The organism is Halorussus salinus (assembly GCF_004765815.2).
Taxonomy (GTDB): Archaea; Halobacteriota; Halobacteria; order Halobacteriales; family Haladaptataceae; genus Halorussus; species Halorussus salinus.
On the sequence record NZ_SBIS02000011.1, the window covers coordinates 299,919 to 314,438 of the forward strand.

General features: G+C 65.1%; 15 protein-coding genes and 1 tRNA gene. 10 read left to right on the forward strand and 6 right to left on the reverse strand.

Going from position 1 to position 14,520, the window contains the following annotated elements; translation table 11 throughout:
• Nucleotides 1-195: 195 nt before the first annotated feature.
• A complete protein-coding gene (locus EPL00_RS20885; protein ID WP_238398271.1) occupies nucleotides 196-843 on the reverse strand; it encodes an HAD family hydrolase in 648 nt (215 codons plus the stop codon).
• Between the two features lie 204 nt (nucleotides 844-1,047).
• Here EPL00_RS20885 and EPL00_RS20890 point away from each other — a divergent pair, with 204 nt between their 5' ends.
• Nucleotides 1,048-2,001, forward strand: a complete 954-nt coding sequence (locus EPL00_RS20890; RefSeq protein ID WP_135854715.1) for a spondin domain-containing protein — start codon at nucleotides 1,048-1,050, stop codon at nucleotides 1,999-2,001.
• A 24-nt stretch (nucleotides 2,002-2,025) separates the two neighbouring features.
• Here the strand turns inward: EPL00_RS20890 and EPL00_RS20895 are convergent, their stop codons facing one another.
• Nucleotides 2,026-2,457, reverse strand: a complete 432-nt coding sequence (locus EPL00_RS20895) for a hypothetical protein (RefSeq protein ID WP_135854714.1) — start codon at nucleotides 2,455-2,457, stop codon at nucleotides 2,026-2,028.
• A gap of 2 nt (nucleotides 2,458-2,459) precedes the next feature.
• Complete coding sequence (locus tag EPL00_RS20900; protein ID WP_135854713.1) at nucleotides 2,460-2,990, reverse strand: DUF7342 family protein; 531 nt, start codon at nucleotides 2,988-2,990, stop codon at nucleotides 2,460-2,462.
• A 109-nt stretch (nucleotides 2,991-3,099) separates the two neighbouring features.
• Between EPL00_RS20900 and EPL00_RS20905 the strand changes: the two genes are divergently transcribed.
• From EPL00_RS20905 to EPL00_RS20915, 3 genes are all read left to right on the forward strand, one after another.
• On the forward strand, nucleotides 3,100-3,894 hold the full coding sequence (locus EPL00_RS20905; protein WP_135854712.1) for a topoisomerase DNA-binding C4 zinc finger domain-containing protein: 795 nt from the start codon (nucleotides 3,100-3,102) through the stop codon (nucleotides 3,892-3,894).
• Nucleotides 3,895-3,917: 23 nt separating this feature from the next.
• The gene (gene endA, locus EPL00_RS20910; RefSeq protein WP_135854711.1) at nucleotides 3,918-4,973 is read left to right on the forward strand and encodes a tRNA-intron lyase; all 1,056 of its coding nucleotides are present in this window, start codon (nucleotides 3,918-3,920) and stop codon (nucleotides 4,971-4,973) included.
• Nucleotides 4,974-5,043: 70 nt separating this feature from the next.
• Nucleotides 5,044-6,576, forward strand: a complete 1,533-nt coding sequence (locus EPL00_RS20915) for a tryptophan--tRNA ligase (protein ID WP_238398273.1) — start codon at nucleotides 5,044-5,046, stop codon at nucleotides 6,574-6,576.
• Nucleotides 6,577-6,584: 8 nt separating this feature from the next.
• Here the strand turns inward: EPL00_RS20915 and EPL00_RS20920 are convergent, their stop codons facing one another.
• Nucleotides 6,585-7,430, reverse strand: a complete 846-nt coding sequence (locus EPL00_RS20920) for a hypothetical protein (RefSeq protein WP_135854709.1) — start codon at nucleotides 7,428-7,430, stop codon at nucleotides 6,585-6,587.
• Between the two features lie 110 nt (nucleotides 7,431-7,540).
• Between EPL00_RS20920 and EPL00_RS20925 the strand changes: the two genes are divergently transcribed.
• The gene (locus EPL00_RS20925; protein WP_135854708.1) at nucleotides 7,541-7,741 is read left to right on the forward strand and encodes a hypothetical protein; all 201 of its coding nucleotides are present in this window, start codon (nucleotides 7,541-7,543) and stop codon (nucleotides 7,739-7,741) included.
• 61 nt (nucleotides 7,742-7,802) lie between these two features.
• Here EPL00_RS20925 and EPL00_RS20930 read toward each other — a convergent pair whose 3' ends face one another.
• On the reverse strand, nucleotides 7,803-8,612 hold the full coding sequence (locus EPL00_RS20930; protein ID WP_135854707.1) for a hypothetical protein: 810 nt from the start codon (nucleotides 8,610-8,612) through the stop codon (nucleotides 7,803-7,805).
• A gap of 164 nt (nucleotides 8,613-8,776) precedes the next feature.
• Here EPL00_RS20930 and EPL00_RS20935 point away from each other — a divergent pair, with 164 nt between their 5' ends.
• The 5 genes from EPL00_RS20935 (at nucleotide 8,777) to EPL00_RS20955 (ending at nucleotide 14,060) form a co-directional block, all read left to right on the forward strand.
• Nucleotides 8,777-10,300, forward strand: a complete 1,524-nt coding sequence (locus EPL00_RS20935; protein WP_238398274.1) for a molybdopterin-dependent oxidoreductase — start codon at nucleotides 8,777-8,779, stop codon at nucleotides 10,298-10,300.
• Nucleotides 10,301-10,331: 31 nt separating this feature from the next.
• A complete protein-coding gene (locus EPL00_RS20940) occupies nucleotides 10,332-11,312 on the forward strand; it encodes a Gfo/Idh/MocA family protein (RefSeq protein WP_135854705.1) in 981 nt (326 codons plus the stop codon).
• Between the two features lie 120 nt (nucleotides 11,313-11,432).
• The gene (locus EPL00_RS20945; RefSeq protein ID WP_135854704.1) at nucleotides 11,433-12,458 is read left to right on the forward strand and encodes an ABC transporter ATP-binding protein; all 1,026 of its coding nucleotides are present in this window, start codon (nucleotides 11,433-11,435) and stop codon (nucleotides 12,456-12,458) included.
• Nucleotides 12,455-13,312, forward strand: coding sequence for an ABC transporter permease (locus EPL00_RS20950; RefSeq protein WP_135854703.1), 858 nt, complete (start codon nucleotides 12,455-12,457; stop codon nucleotides 13,310-13,312). The genes EPL00_RS20945 and EPL00_RS20950 overlap by 4 nt, the downstream gene beginning before the upstream one ends.
• 34 nt (nucleotides 13,313-13,346) lie before the next feature.
• Entirely contained in the window at nucleotides 13,347-14,060 is a 714-nt protein-coding gene (locus EPL00_RS20955; protein WP_135854702.1) for a 5-formyltetrahydrofolate cyclo-ligase, read from the forward strand.
• A 165-nt stretch (nucleotides 14,061-14,225) separates the two neighbouring features.
• Here the strand turns inward: EPL00_RS20955 and EPL00_RS20960 are convergent.
• Nucleotides 14,226-14,301: transfer RNA gene (locus EPL00_RS20960), tRNA-Cys, on the reverse strand.
• Between the last annotated feature and the right edge of the window lie 219 nt (nucleotides 14,302-14,520).

Here is a 14,520-nt window from a genome sequence, read left to right on the forward strand (position 1 = left end):
ACTGGATTTTTTGGCGTGATGTCGATTCTTGACATCGACTCACGATACTGAAGCCGATGAGGACGAGGTGCTTTTCACACCTCTGCGAGGTCATCGACCTCTCACGGCGTTATCGGTATACTCTAGTAGCTCACCACCATACTTAAGGTTTAACCTCGTTGGTAACGGCGTTACAACATTCCCTAAAGAATCGGTTTACTCCGAGAGCAGTATCTCGCGCAACTCGTCGGCCGACCCCGCCACCGCGTCGGCCTCCGAGAGGTCCAACTCCTCGTCGGACTGATTGCGGTACCCGACGACCTGCATCCCGGCGCGCTTCGCCGACCGGACGCCGTTCTCCGAGTCCTCGACCGCGATGCAGTCGTCGGGCGCGACGCCGAGTTCTTTCGCGGCGTACTCGTACACGTCGGGTTCGGGCTTGCTCTTGCCGTCGATTTCTTCGGCGCTAATCGTCCGGTCGAAGCCGTCGCGCAGGTCGAATCGGTCGAGGACGCGGTCTATCCAGTCGTGGGGCGACGACGAGACCAGCGCGACGGTCCGGCCCTCGCCGCGGAGGTCCCCGAGGAGACCCTCGAACCCGTCCATCAACTCGACCTCCTCGCCGTAGATGTCGCGGGCGGCCTCCTCGTAGCGGGCGACGAACTCGGCTTTCGTCTCGGTCATCTCGTGGCGCGCGTCGAGGTAGTCGTAGATCTCCCGGAAGTTCATCCCGGTCGTCTCGCTGGTGTCGGGCGACCCGTCCACCGCCGCGGGGAGGATGTCGGTCTCCTCGGTCTCGACCCAGTAGCGTTCGGAATTCACGATGACGCCGTCCATGTCGAACAGCACAGCCGTCGATTGCACGACTGGACCGAGGAGTCCCGGCGAAATAGTTGCTCCGGCGGATAGCGCGCCGGACGCCGCCCGCACGGCGCGGTCAATCGGTCGTTTCCCGGTACGATTCGTCCGTTTCCGGCGGTAATCTGCGTTGCCGAATCGAACGGGAGAGTTGTCGGCGTGAACGGATGTCGCGGTTTATTCGGTCGGTCGCCGACGTTCGGCCGAGACATGACCGACGACTCCACAGAGCCGACTCGCAGGACAGCCGCGACGCGCACGACGACTTCGACTCGCAGAACCGTCCTCACCGGCGTCGCGGGGGTGCTGGCCACGGCGGGCCTCGCTGGCGCGCAGGAGACGACCACGGAGGGCGGCGAAACGACGGAAGGCGGTGAAACGACGGCGGGCGGCCAGACGACGACCGAAAGCGGCGAGAGCGACGAGACCACCACCGAGCGCGGCGAGACCCTGCGATTTCAGGTCCGCATCGTGAACGTCTCGGAACCGAACGCGCTGAACCCCGAGGAGGGAGAACCGGGACCGGTAATCCTCTCGCCGGGCGCGTACGCGGTCCACTCGCCCAACGTGGAACTGTTCGCGCCCGGCGAGTCCGCCAGCGCGGGACTGGAGTCGCTCGCGGAGGACGGCGACCCCTCGGGACTCGGCGGGGAACTGGAGGGCGTCGAGGGCGTCCTCGCCAGCGGCGCGTTCGCCGAACCGGTCGCTGGCGGGGAGGCCGGACCCATCGGACCCGGCGCGGCGTACGGCTTCGAGGTCGAGGCCGCGCCGGGCGACCGCCTCTCGTTCGCCACGATGTTCGTGCCGTCGAACGACCTCTTCTTCGCGCCCGGCCCGTCGGGCATCGAACTGTTCCGAGACGGCGACCCCGTCGCGGGCGACGTGACCCGGCGAGTCGGCCTCTGGGACGCCGGGACCGAGCAGAACGAGGAGCCCGGTGCCGGAGAAAATCAGGCTCCTCGGCAGTCCGGCCCGGACACCGGTCCCGCCGAGGACGCGCCGGTCCGGCGCATCGAGGAGGTCGAGGACGGCTACGAGTACCCGAGCGTCTCCGAGTCGATTCAGGTCCTCGTCGTGCCCCAAGGCGGGTTCGGCGGCGGAGAGACGGAGGGCGAAACGACAGCGAGTGAGGGGACTACCGCGGAAGACGAAACGACGAACTGAGTCGGGGGAACAGCGTCCCGTCCCCTACTCGTCCCAGAGTGTCTGCACGCGGTCTTCGATTTCGCCGAGGACGAGCGTGAGAACCTCGCGGTAGTCAGTCGGCCACGAGGCGTCTTCGCCGGGTGTCGATGCGTCCGGCGGTGGGTGATAGTGGTCGCGTTCGTTGTGCGGATTTCGATGCCGGTCCCACCGACACTCCCAGTCGTCGCTCGTCCGGGCCTCCCGGTAGTGAATCTTGAAAGCGTCGTTTTCGTACCAGCGGACCGCGAGACTCGCCGTCTGTACGCGCCGGGGATAGTACTCGTCCGAGAGTCGAACGTCGAGTTCGAGGTGGCCGTCGCCCGTGATAGCCGTCGTTTCGACTTGCCGCGTCGTCTCCAACCGGTCCCGGAGCAGTTCCAGAACCGGACGGTCGATTGGGGCAGGAGTCGCTCCGTCCCCTGTTGGCGGCGTCATCGCTATCTCGAAACCTGCTCGGTAGACCCGGCGCGCTGCTGGCGTGCGCGCTCGTACTGCCGACGCTCCCGGCGTGCGGTCGCCCACTCCCCGAGGTCGGCGTACACGTCGTCGATACTCGCGTCCGCAGTCTCGTCGGCGGCTCGGAGCGCATCGACCTCGTCGGGAGTGGACGCTTCGTACTCGGACTCGTACGCGTCTATCTCCTCGGAGAGTTCCCGGACGCGCCGCTGAAGCTCCTCGACCGAGTGTTTGGCCGCGAGGTCGTTGATTCGACGCCACTCGAAGTACGAGTCGTTGCGCTCGTAGGTGGCCGGGTGGCCCTCGTGTCGCGTGACGATTCCGAGTTCCGCGAACCATCCGAGGTACTTCCGAGCCGTTTTCGGGTCACAGCCGACCGTCTCGGCAACCGAACTCGCGGCAGTCGGCTCACGAGTCTGAAGAATCGTCGCGTAAATCTGTTGCTCGGCATCGTCGCTACTGAACGCGCTCTCGAACGGCGGCGGTCCGTCGGAGGAGTCGGACCGGGTCATACTCGACATACGAACTCGAATGGATATAGTTCTTTCTAGCAGGAAATATTTCCGTTGTCGTCCGCACTCTCACTAACGTTTAAATACGGAAACGGGACGACCCCTGCCCGTGACTCGAATCCACGTCTACGCGGGCGACTGCACGACGACCTACCACGGCGGCGACGGCCCGCGCCGAGAGCGCGGCCGCGTCGTGGTGGTCCACAAACCCGACGGGACGCTCCTCGTCCACGACGCGGAGGGGTACCAACCGGTCGCGTGGCTGACCCGCGCGAACGCGGTCCACCGCGAGACCGACGGCGAGGGCGGGTTCGGCCTCGTCGCGGTCAAGGACGGCGAACGCCTCCGAGTCGAGAGCCGCGCCGACGCCGACCACGCGAGCTACGGCGCGACCGCGGCGGGCACCGAGGTCGGCGACTGTCCGGACTGTGCGGGTCTCCTCGTCCGCGCTCGCGGGGCGGTCTCGTGCCTCGACTGTTCGGGCGAGTACGGGCTTCCACGCGACGCCGCGACGCTCGATTCGACCTGCGACTGCGGGCTTCCGCGGATGGCGGTCGAACGCGGCGCGCGCTTCGAACTCTGCGTGGACCGCGACTGCGAGCGACTGGACGCCGCGGTCCGCGAGCGGTTCGACCGCGAGTGGTCGTGTCCCGACTGCGACGGGGACCTGCGAGTCCTGCGCGAGCGGACCCTCTTTCTGGGCTGTGAGAACCATCCCGACTGCGAGACCACGTTCGCGCTTCCCGACCGAGAAGTGGTCGGCATCTGCGAGTGCGGACTCCCGCGCGTCCGGAGCGACGACTCGACGGACGCAGACGAGTCGGCGAGCGGGGCCGAGCCAGCGTACCCGGCCGACGCACGCTGTCTCGACCCCGACTGCACCGAGACACCGGAAACAGTTTGACGCCGGGAACCGGAACGACGAGCATGGACGGACGCCTGCGAGACGACGAGGTGGTGGTCGATGGCGACGCCCGCCAGCGATACTACGACTCCAGCGGGTACGGCCGCCCCTTGGAGGCCAACAGCGTCGCGCTCTCGCGCGTCGAAGCGGCCTACCTGCTGTTCAAAGGCGACTTGGACGGTGTGGACGGGATGGGCTTCCGGGAGTTTCTCGCCGACGCGGGCGACGAGATAGCCACGCGATTCCTCGTCTACGCCGACCTGCGAGACCGAGGGTTCTACCTCTCGCCCGCCCGCGAAGAGTGGGTCGGTTCTCCTCGGTCGAACACCGACTTCGTGGTCTACCCCCGCGGCAAGGGACCGTGGGACGAGTCGGTCCTCTACCGCGTCCGCGTCGTCGGCGAGCGCGCGGACGTGCCCGCCGACCGGTTGGGCGACGTGGTGCTGGCGGTCGTGGACGAGGAGAGCGAGATAACCTACCTCGAAACCGACCGAGCGGACCTCCGCGGGAGTTCCGCGACCGACCTCCCTGCGGACGTGCCCGCCGACCTGCTGGACGACCGCGTGCTGGTCTGGGACCCGCCAGAGGAGTTGCACCACCGCGGGTTCTACGGGCAACCGCTGGACGACCGCGACGAGAACCGCGAGCGTGCCCTCCAGTTGTCGCTGGTCGAAGCGGCGTACCTCGCCGACGAGGGACTCCTCTCGCTGGGCGGCCGAACCGACCGTCCGGAGACCGGGGCGGAGACCGTCCGCGAGCGCGGCCGGGAGGTCGAGGGCGAGCGGTTCGACCGCCGACTCCGAGTCTACCGGGCGCTCCGCGAGCGCGGGGTCGTCCCCAAGACCGGGTTCAAGTTCGGGTCGGACTTCCGGACGTACGCCGACGTGGAGTCGGTCGAGGAGTTGGGCCACTCGGAGTGTCTGGTCCGAGTCCTCCCGACGGACCACGTCTTCTCGCCGCGGGACCTCGCGCTGGACGTGCGCCTCGCTCACGGGGTCCGAAAGCGGATGATTTTTGCGCTCGTGGGACCGAACGAGGAGATAACCGACTGGATTTCCGTGGGTCGATTGACCCCCTGAGAGCGAGACCACTATGACACGAGATACGGACCGCGGCCGAGCGGACGAACGAGCGAGTACAGCGCCGGAAATGCGACCTGACGGTGGCACTGCCGCGAGCGGCGACGACGAGACGACCCTCGACCCGTGGGGGTCCGCGACCGTCTCGGACTACCGGAAGCTGTTCGAGGAGTTCGGCATCGAGGAGTTCGAGGAAGTGCTTCCGGAGGTGCCCGACCCCCACTACCTGATGCGTAGGGGTGTCATCTTCGGCCATCGGGACTACCGACGGGTCGCCGACGCGATGGTCAACGACGAACCGTTCGCGGCGCTCTCGGGGTTCATGCCGACGGGCGACCCCCACATCGGGCACAAGCTCGTCTTCGACGAAATTATCTGGCACCAACAGCAGGGCGGGGACGCATACGCCCTCATCGCCGACCTCGAAGCTCACAGCGCCCGCGGGCTGACGTGGGACGAGATAGACGAACACGCCCGCGACTACCTGCTGAGTCTGCTGGCGCTCGGGTTCGACCCCGAGGAGGGCACCCTCTACCGCCAGTCGGGCGACCGCGAGGTGCAGGATTTGGCCTTCGAGTTGGGGTCGGAAGCCAACTTCTCGGAGTTGGAGAACATCTACGGCTTCTCGGGCGAGACCAGCGTCTCGCACATGCAGAGCGTCGTGACCCAGATGGCCGACATCCTCTACCCCCAACTGGACGAACCCAAGCCGACAGTCATCCCGGTCGGTCCCGACCAAGACCCCCACGTCAGGTTGGCGCGGGACCTCGCGGCCCGGATGGGCTACTTCGGCGTCACGAAGGCGTACGCGAGTTTCGAGGCCGACGAAGCGGAGCGCGAACTCCTCGCGGCGGCGTACGCCGCGCTCTCGGAGGAGCTTGACGAAAACCAGACGGTCCGCTGTGAAGACGCCGCCGACTGGATAGCCGACGAGATGGCTCCCGACGACGCCCGCGAGAGCGCAATGTCGAAGCTCCGGGAAGCTGGCAAGGAACCGCTCCGACCGCGGGTCCGGTTCCTCGACCGGAACGCGACCGAGGAGGCGTTCGAGTCGCTCATCGACGCCGTGGAGGGCGAGAAGCGCGTGTTCGACGAACACATCGACGCCTTCGACCTCTCGCGCGAGGCGGCCGAACAGTTGGCCCGCGAGGTCGAACTCGACCACGGCGGCTACGGCTTCGTCGCGCCCTCGTCGCTCTACCACCGGTTCATGACCGGGCTGACCGGCGGGAAGATGTCCTCGTCGGTCCCGGCGAGTCACATCAGCCTGCTGGACGACCCCGAGGAGGGCTACGACAAGGTGAAAGCCGCGACCACGGGCGGCCGAGAGACCGCCGAGAAACAGCGCGAACTCGGCGGGGAGGCCGACGAGTGTCCGGTGTACGAACTGTACGCCTACCTGCTGGCGGGCGACGACGACGAGTTCGCCAAGGAAGTCTACGACGAGTGTGTCGGCGGCGAACGCCTCTGTGGCGACTGCAAGGAGCAGGCCGCCCAGTTGATGGAGGAGTTCCTCGCGGACCACCAAGAGAAGCGCGAGGAGGTCGAAGACCTGCTGGAGGAGGCCGACATCGAGTTGGACAGTCCGCGAAAGCAAAAATAAACCATCAATTACGTTGCTGGACAAACCGGTGTTTCCAAGCGGTCGCTACTACGCCCCTTTAGTGTCATACCTTTCAAATCTTGTTCAAATTCTGACTCCGGAATATAGAAACACCCGAATGGTATTTCTGGTTTTTTGTCTACTGCACCAATATAAACATAGCTGCTCATATTTTGCTTCGTCCGACGATTCAGACGTTGATACGCTTCTGTAACAGCGGTTGCTCTCTCTACTCGCTTCTCTCTAACTATCCCTCCATGAGCAGTCCAAAAATAGCGTACCGGATACTTCGGTGTAGCTGCTAGGTCTACATAAGTCGTATTCTCAGATAGTACTTTTTCATCAACTAAAATGGTCACTGATACGGTTTCCGTTGGAGAAAGATTTTCTATCTGGATCTTTTTGCTACAAAAAGTAGCATTAGTAAACGCCTTCTTTCCACCGCCAGTAACTTCGGGCGAAGCTATGTTACCAACTTGAACAGAATCAACCTTCGGAATGAACACTTCTTCGGAACATCCCGGAAGATGTAAGCGTAATTTTACCTGTTTTGCAGATGCGCTTCCAGTATTAGAAACGCTAACTGTAAATAGTCCAAATCCATTTTCCCAAACAGTTTTTCCCCACTTATCGACGGTTTGGTTTTCTTTGTACTCTGGCACTCTATAATTCACATCAGTCTTGACTTCAGGGTGGTTTGTAATACCTGCTTCAGCAGTCCAATCAATAATTACAGAATATACCACCGGTTGAATTAGAAAAGTGATAAGCAAAGGTACAAAAAGAATTCCAATGATTTTCTTCGCATATTTTTGTTGTTTTTCTGATAGTATTTTTGCCATTTCCTCTTTCATTGGTACTAGAGCAGAATAGTCTATGGAATAAAGCATACGGAAAGTGTGATTCAAGAAGATAGCGGATCGTTTCAACAACAGTTAACCCGACGCGTCCGGACAGACCACGTATGGCTACAGCGAACGCGGACAGACTCGAACCGCTCGGAATCGGTTTCGGCGTCCTCCTCGTCCTCGTCGGTATCATGACCATCGTCGGCACGCCGTGGGCCTACAAGTCCGGCGGCGCGCTCCTGATGGTCGGACAGGGGTTCGGCGCAGTCGCCGCCATCGCCGTCGGCGCGTTGCTGGCGTGGCTCGCACGGAAGTAACGGCTCCGTTTCGACTGCGCGACGGCGAAAAATCGACCCGAATATCGGGGCGCTTCTGACGCTACTTGTTCGGCAGGAACGCGAGACCGACCAGCATGACGACCGTGATGATGCTGAGGATGACGATGCCCCAGAGACCCGCCATGCGCTCGTTGAACGTGTCGATTTCGCCGACCTGCGACTGGTACTCGCCGGGGGTCGGCGAGAGTTGGAGGGTATCGTTCTCGGGGAAGTGCGCGACGAACTGCTGGCCGCCGTCTTCGGGACCGAGCGTGACGTTGTCGCCCTGCGCGAACGAGGTCGATACCGTCTGCGGGGCGGTCCACGTCAGGAGCGCCCGCTCGGCGGTGACGTTCGAGACGGTGGTCTGGTTACCGGCGAGTTGGAGGGTCTGACCCTCGTTGAACTGACGCGTCTCGGGTTCGCCGAACTGCTGGCGCTTGTACTCCTCGACCGGGACGAGCGAGCGGTTCCCGTCGCTCCGGTTGACTACGACGTACTCGGTGCCACCCTGCGTGACCGTCGAGACGTTCTCGCTCAGGTTGAACTCCTCGCGGAGCGTGAACTGACCGGGGTCGGTCTCGTTGGGGATGAGGACCCTGTACGTGGTGTCGTCTAGCTGTGTGGTCGAGTTGTTCGCCCACGTCGCGGTGTACCGCCCCGACTCGTTGACCCGTTCCAGCGCTCCCTCTCCGTCGCTGATCGACGCGACCGTGTACTCCAGTCCGCCGACGGTCAGCGTGTCGTTCTCGGTGTAGGTCTCCCCTTGCAGGTCGATGCCCGGCTCTTGGGCGACGCCGATGAGCGAGTATGCCCCAGCGGCGATGACGAGAAAGAGGACGCCGTACACCGTCGCGGCTCGTCGTTGCATATCCCGATATTTTGGCGCTTGCGTTTTAATCATTGGCTTTCGTTACTTTCGAGTTCGTTTAGCTCCGATATTTTAGACGTAGAACGAGCCAGCGGACCGTCTCGACCGCCGGGAGAGTCGGACGGCGACCCAACGATTTTGTCCGTCCGCCGATAACTGCGGACGTGAACGTTTCGCGCGAAGAGACCGCGACGGCCGCGAGCGCCGGCGTCTGTGGAGTCGCCGGGTCGTTCGCCCTCGCGGGGCGGACCCCCGAGTTCGTCGCCGCCCCGGTCTCCGCGCTCGTCGTGGACCTCACGCCGGGCGTCGTGACCACGGCCGCGATTCGGGGCCTCGGCGACTGGGGCCACCGCCTCGCGTTCGGCCTCGCGCTCGCGCTCACCGCGGGACTGCTCGCGGCGGTCGCGCTCGGCGCGGTCCGACTCGGCGGTCGCTCGGAAGTTCCCTACACCTCGGTCGCCGCTGGCGGCGGAGCGGGGTGGCTCCTCGCACTTGCGGCGACCGGCACACCGACGGCGTCGCTCGCCGTCGCGGGACCGATGGCCGCGGTCCTCGCGGTCGGCGAGCGCGGGTGGGCGGTCGGCCGCGACGCCGGACCGTCCCGCGTCTCGACCTCGCGGCGAAAGGCCATCGCCGCACTCGGCGCGGTCGCCGGGTTCGCGGGCTTCTCGGCGTACCGCGGCGCTGACATCACCGGCGTCGAACCCGGACCAATCGCCGACGTGACCGACGAGGAGACCCAACGTGAAGCCGACGATCTCCTCGGGCGGGCCGACGAGCAGTCGCTCGGCGTCTCGGGGTTGTCGGGTCTCGTCACCCCCACCGACGAGTTCTACGAGGTGGACGTGAACAACGTGAACCCGAACCCGAGCGACGGCAAGTGGGACCTCTCGGTGACGGGCGAAGTCGAGCGGGAGGTGACGTTCGATTTCGAGGAGCTAACCCAACTGAACGTCGAGAACCGATTCGTCACCCTGCGGTGCGTCGGCGAGTCGCTCAACGGCGAGAAGATGGACACCGCGGTCTGGACCGGCGTGTCCGTGAGCGACCTGCTGGACGAGGCGAGTCCCGACGGCTCGGGGACCTGCTGTGTGCTGGTCCGGGCGGTGGACGGCTACTATCAGGAGTTCCCCCTCGGCGCGCTCGAAGACGCCTTCCTCGCCGTCGGCATGAACGGGCGGCGACTTCCGCGCGGGCACGGCTACCCCGCGAGGCTCCTCGTGCCGGGCCACTGGGGTGAAATCAACGTCAAGTGGGTCTCGGAAATCGAGATTCTCGGCGAGGAGCAACAGGGCTACTGGGAGAAGCGCGGGTGGCACGGCACCGGCCCCGTCAACACCGTCGCCAAACTCCACGCCGTGAATCGACTGGGCGAGACGACCGACGGGTCGTCCGGCGGAGCGACGAGGATGCAGGTCGCGGGCCACGCCTACGCGGGCACGCGAGGTATCCGGAAAGTGGAGGTCTCGACCGACGGCGGCGAGACGTGGACCGAGGCCGACCTCTCGGAGCCGCTTCCCGGCGAGGACGTGTGGCGACAGTGGCGCTACGAGTGGGTCGCCGAACCGGGCGACCACGAGGTCGTCGTGCGCGCGACCGACGGTGAGGGGACCCTGCAACCCGAGGAGTTCGCCCAACCGTTCCCGAGCGGCGCGACTGGGTGGGTCTCCCGGACGGTCGGGGTGTAGTTTTTTCCGCCGGGCGGCCGACGCCTCGGGCATGAACTTCGGCGTCCTCAGCACCGCCAACATCGGGAGGGCGGCGGTCGTCCCGGCGATTCGAGAGACCGACCACGACCTCCTCGCGGTCGCGTCCCGCGACGAGGAGGCGGCCGACGCGTTCGCGGACGAGTTCGGGATTCCGCGGGCCTACGGTTCCTACGAGGAACTGCTCGCAGACGACGAGTTGGACGCGGTGTACAACCCGCTCCCGAACGCGCTCCACGCCGAGTGGACGAAGAAGGCCGCCGACGCTGGTCTGCACGTCCTCTGCGAGAAGCCGCTCGCAGTCGATGCGGCCGAGGCCCGCGAGGTGGGCGAGTACTGCGACGAGCGCGGCGTCACCCTGATGGAGGCGTTCATGTACCGCTACCACCCGCGGACCGAGCGCGTGGTCGAACTCGTCCGCGACGAGTTGGGCGCGGTTCGGTCGGTGAAATCGACGTTCCAGTTCCCGATGGACGACCCCCAGAACGTCCGGCTCGACCCGGACCTCGCGGGTGGGAGCCTGATGGACGTGGGGTGTTACGCGGTCAGCGCGGCCCGGCTTCTCCTCGGGGAACCCGACCGCGCGTACGCGACGACCCACGACGCGGGCGACTACGGCGTGGACACGAAGTTGGCCGGGGTGTTGGAGTACCAGAACGGCCTCACTGCGGAGGTGTCCTGCGGCTTCGAGACCGACGACGCCCAGTGGTACCGCGTCGAGGCCGAGGACGGATGGCTCGAAGCCCGCGAGGCGTTCGTCCCGCGGGACGACGAGGGCGTCGAAATCGAGTACGAAGTAGACGGTCGCCACGTCGTCGAGACGTTCGAGCCGACCGACCAGTACCGACTAGAGGTCGAACAGTTCGCGGCGTGCGTCGGGTCGGGCGAGTCGCCCCGGACCGACGCCGACGAAGCGGTCCGGAACATGGCCACCATCGACGCGCTGTACGAGAGCGCCGAGCGCGGCGCGTCGGTCGCGGTGGAACGGCCCTGATTCCGCGCGGGACCGGGGTCCGGGCACCCACGTATATCCTCCTCGCGTTCGTAGCACACGACGAATAGTGCGGGAAGTCGGCCGAGAGTCGGTCGGCCGACTCCGGGCACGAGGAGAACTATGGACACGGACACAGTCACCGAGTCGAGGGACGCGAGAGACGCGATAGCCGCGAGCGACGTTTCGCTGACGTACAGCGACGGCACCGAGGCCGTGAAGTCGGTGGACCTCACGGTTCCCGAAGGCGAGTTCTTCGGGTTCCTCGGACCGAACGGCGCGGGGAAGACGACGACCATCAAGATGCTGGCGACGCTGTTGAAACCGACCGGCGGCGAGGTTCGGGTCAACGGGTTCGACGTGCGCGAACAGGCCCAGTCGGTCCGGGAGTCCATCGGATACATGGCCCAAGAGACCAGCATCGACCCGGAACTCACCGCGCGCGAGAACGTCCGGTTCGCCTGCGAGGCCTACGGCGTCCCGCGAAGCGAGCGCGCCGAGCGCATCGAGGAACTGCTCGAACTCGCCGACCTCGCGGACGTGGCCGACAAGCGCGCCGACGACTTCTCCGGCGGGATGAAAAAGCGCCTCGACGCCGCGACCGCGCTGGTCCACCGGCCGCCGCTGGTGTTCTTGGACGAACCGACGACGGGACTCGACCCGAAGGCCAGAAATCGCCTGTGGGAGTACTTCCGACGCATCAACGAGCAGGGCACGACCATCTTTCTCACGACCCAGTATTTGGAGGAGGCCGACCAGCTCTGCGACCGCATCGCGGTCATCCTCGACGGCGAAATCGTCGCCACGGGGTCGCCCGCGGAGTTGAAGCGCAGGGTCGGCGGCGAACTGCTGGACATCGAAATCGACGGCGGCGAGGCGGCCCGCGAGCGCGCCGCCGAAGTCGCGCGCTCGTCGGGCGTCTTCGACTCGGCCAGCGTCGAGGTCACCGACGAGGGCCTGACCGTCACGGCGCGCAACGCCCGGACCAACGGGACGGACCTCCTCGTGGCGCTCCGGGACGAAGGGCTGACCGTCACCGGATTCAACGTGCGCGCGCCGACGTTGGACGACGTGTTCCTCGCCATCACGGGCGAGGAGTTGGAGGACGCGCCGGACGACGCCGCGGTGGACGCGGAGGTGATTCGATGAGTACCGAGACCGACGAGGCGACGGCCGGGCCGACCATCGCCCCCGGCGAGACGGGCGGCGGCGAGCGCGGGTTCTGGACCGACGTGTGGGTCAACTTCAAGCGCTGGAACCTCAAAGCGGTGCGCAATCCGTTCGTGCTGACCGCCTCATTGATTCAGCCCATCGTCTTCCTCGTCCTGTTCACGCAGGTCTTCGGACAGGTCGCCACGGGAGCCATCAGCCGCGGCGGTGCGAGTATCACGTACGAAAGCTTCCTCCTGCCAGCTATCGTGATTCAGGTGTCGCTGGTCGCGGCCGCGACCTCGGGCATCGGTCTCGTCAACGACATCGAGGAAGGCATGTTCGAGAAAGTGCTGGTGAGTCCGATGAACCGCGCGGCGGTGTTCCTCGGCAAGACCTTGGCGGAGATGCTCCGCATCACGGTCCAGATTCTCATCATCCTCGGGTTGGGCGTCCTCCTCGGCGCGAACGTCGTCACCGGCATCGGGGGCGCGCTCGCCATCGTGGCCATCGGCATCGTGTTCGCCGGGTGGTTCACCGCGTTCTCGAACGTCGTCGCACTGGTCACCCGCGACCAAGAATCGACCATCATCGGCGCGAACATCCTCCAGTTCCCGCTTCTGTTCGTCTCGTCGGCGTTCCTCCCGGTCGAACTCCTCCCGGACTGGATTCAGGTCATCAGCGAGGTCAACCCCGTGACCTACGGCGTGGACGCGGCCCGCGCGCTCGTCATCGACGGGTGGGTCTGGGAGACGATTATTCCCAATGTGGGCGTGCTGGTCGGTCTCGACTTGGTTCTGGGCGCGTTCGCCGTGTACATGTTGAACCGAGCGTCGAGTTCCGCAGTTCAGTAGGTGGTTTTTCGGTCGCCGCGGTCGGTCTTCTGGTATGGCCAAACAGGACCTGCGCGAGCGAATCTGGGATCTCCTCGAAGCCGAGGGCATCGCCCGATTTCCGTTCCCGCCACACGACCGTATCCCGAACTTCGCCGGGGCCGAAGCCGCCGCCGACCTCCTCGGCGAAACCGACGAGTGGCAGGCCGCCGAGGCCATCAAGGCTAACCCCGACGCACCACAGCTACCGGTGCGGCGACGTGCGCTCCGGGAGGGCAAGACCGTCTACACGGCGGTGCCGCGACTCCGCGACGAGAAACCGTTTTACGAACTCGACCCGACGACGATTCCACCAGACGAGTACGACAGCGCGCCGACCATCTCGCACGTCGAGTCGTACGCACGGCAGGTCGCGCCGGAGGAAGTGGCCACTATCGACCTCGTGGTGTCGGGGAGCGTAGCCGTCACCGCGACGGGCGCGCGTGTCGGGAAAGGCGAAGGGTACAGCGACCTCGAATACGCGGTCCTTCGAGAGTTGGACCTCGTGGACGCCGAGACGCCGATTGCGACCACGGTCCACGATTCACAGGTCGTGGACGAGGACGTGGCGGTCGAGGCTCATGACGTGCCGATGGACCTCGTGGTGACACCGACAGAGACGATTCGGACCGCGACCGAACACGAGACACCGGCGGGCGTGTTCTGGGACGAACTGGCCGACGAGCGAATCAGGGCGATTCCAGCGTTGGAAGCGCGTCGGCCGAAGTAGGTAACGACCCGGATCGTGTGCTAACGTTCGCTATTGCCGTCTTCGGGGGATACGACGACCGAACAGTCGGTGGGTTCTCCTCTTGTAGTGTACTCCTCCAAGAAGATGCCCACAAGGGTGAATCATGACTAGAGAGTAAATTATTTCGGCGAAATATAAGCAACAAGCCAAGGGCCGGATTTGAACCGGCGGTAGGCGGCTCTGCAGGCCGCTGCGTTCGGCCGGACTCTGCCACCTTGGCGCTGTCTTCTACTAATCGCTCGTCGCGCTTAAATATAGCGGTCCTAGACGAGGGTTGCGGGGTTCACTGGTTGTGTGGTAGGGACGTATCGGGGATTTTCGGTTGGTTCGAAATGAGGAAACCCCCGGAGCCAGCGTGGTGCTGGTCGGGGGTGATGTGTGTGGGTATGAGTGGGAGGCGGCGAAGCGGGGTTTCCAGAGGCTCGCGCACTCCAGTACT

What these genes read in the sequence shown, in the direction of transcription:
- EPL00_RS20930 (WP_135854707.1), bottom strand. Translation starts at nt 8,612, where the DNA reads ATGCAACGACGAGCCGCGACGGTGTACGGCGTCCTCTTTCTCGTCATC.
- EPL00_RS20890 (WP_135854715.1), top strand. Translation starts at nt 1,048, where the DNA reads ATGACCGACGACTCCACAGAGCCGACTCGCAGGACAGCCGCGACGCGC.
- EPL00_RS20945 (WP_135854704.1), top strand. Translation starts at nt 11,433, where the DNA reads ATGGACACGGACACAGTCACCGAGTCGAGGGACGCGAGAGACGCGATA.
- EPL00_RS20915 (WP_238398273.1), top strand. Translation starts at nt 5,044, where the DNA reads ATGCGACCTGACGGTGGCACTGCCGCGAGCGGCGACGACGAGACGACC.
- EPL00_RS20940 (WP_135854705.1), top strand. Translation starts at nt 10,332, where the DNA reads ATGAACTTCGGCGTCCTCAGCACCGCCAACATCGGGAGGGCGGCGGTC.
- EPL00_RS20925 (WP_135854708.1), top strand. Translation starts at nt 7,541, where the DNA reads ATGGCTACAGCGAACGCGGACAGACTCGAACCGCTCGGAATCGGTTTC.
- EPL00_RS20950 (WP_135854703.1), top strand. Translation starts at nt 12,455, where the DNA reads ATGAGTACCGAGACCGACGAGGCGACGGCCGGGCCGACCATCGCCCCC.
- EPL00_RS20895 (WP_135854714.1), bottom strand. Translation starts at nt 2,457, where the DNA reads ATGACGCCGCCAACAGGGGACGGAGCGACTCCTGCCCCAATCGACCGT.
- endA (WP_135854711.1), top strand. Translation starts at nt 3,918, where the DNA reads ATGGACGGACGCCTGCGAGACGACGAGGTGGTGGTCGATGGCGACGCC.
- EPL00_RS20955 (WP_135854702.1), top strand. Translation starts at nt 13,347, where the DNA reads ATGGCCAAACAGGACCTGCGCGAGCGAATCTGGGATCTCCTCGAAGCC.
- EPL00_RS20900 (WP_135854713.1), bottom strand. Translation starts at nt 2,990, where the DNA reads ATGACCCGGTCCGACTCCTCCGACGGACCGCCGCCGTTCGAGAGCGCG.
- EPL00_RS20920 (WP_135854709.1), bottom strand. Translation starts at nt 7,430, where the DNA reads ATGAAAGAGGAAATGGCAAAAATACTATCAGAAAAACAACAAAAATAT.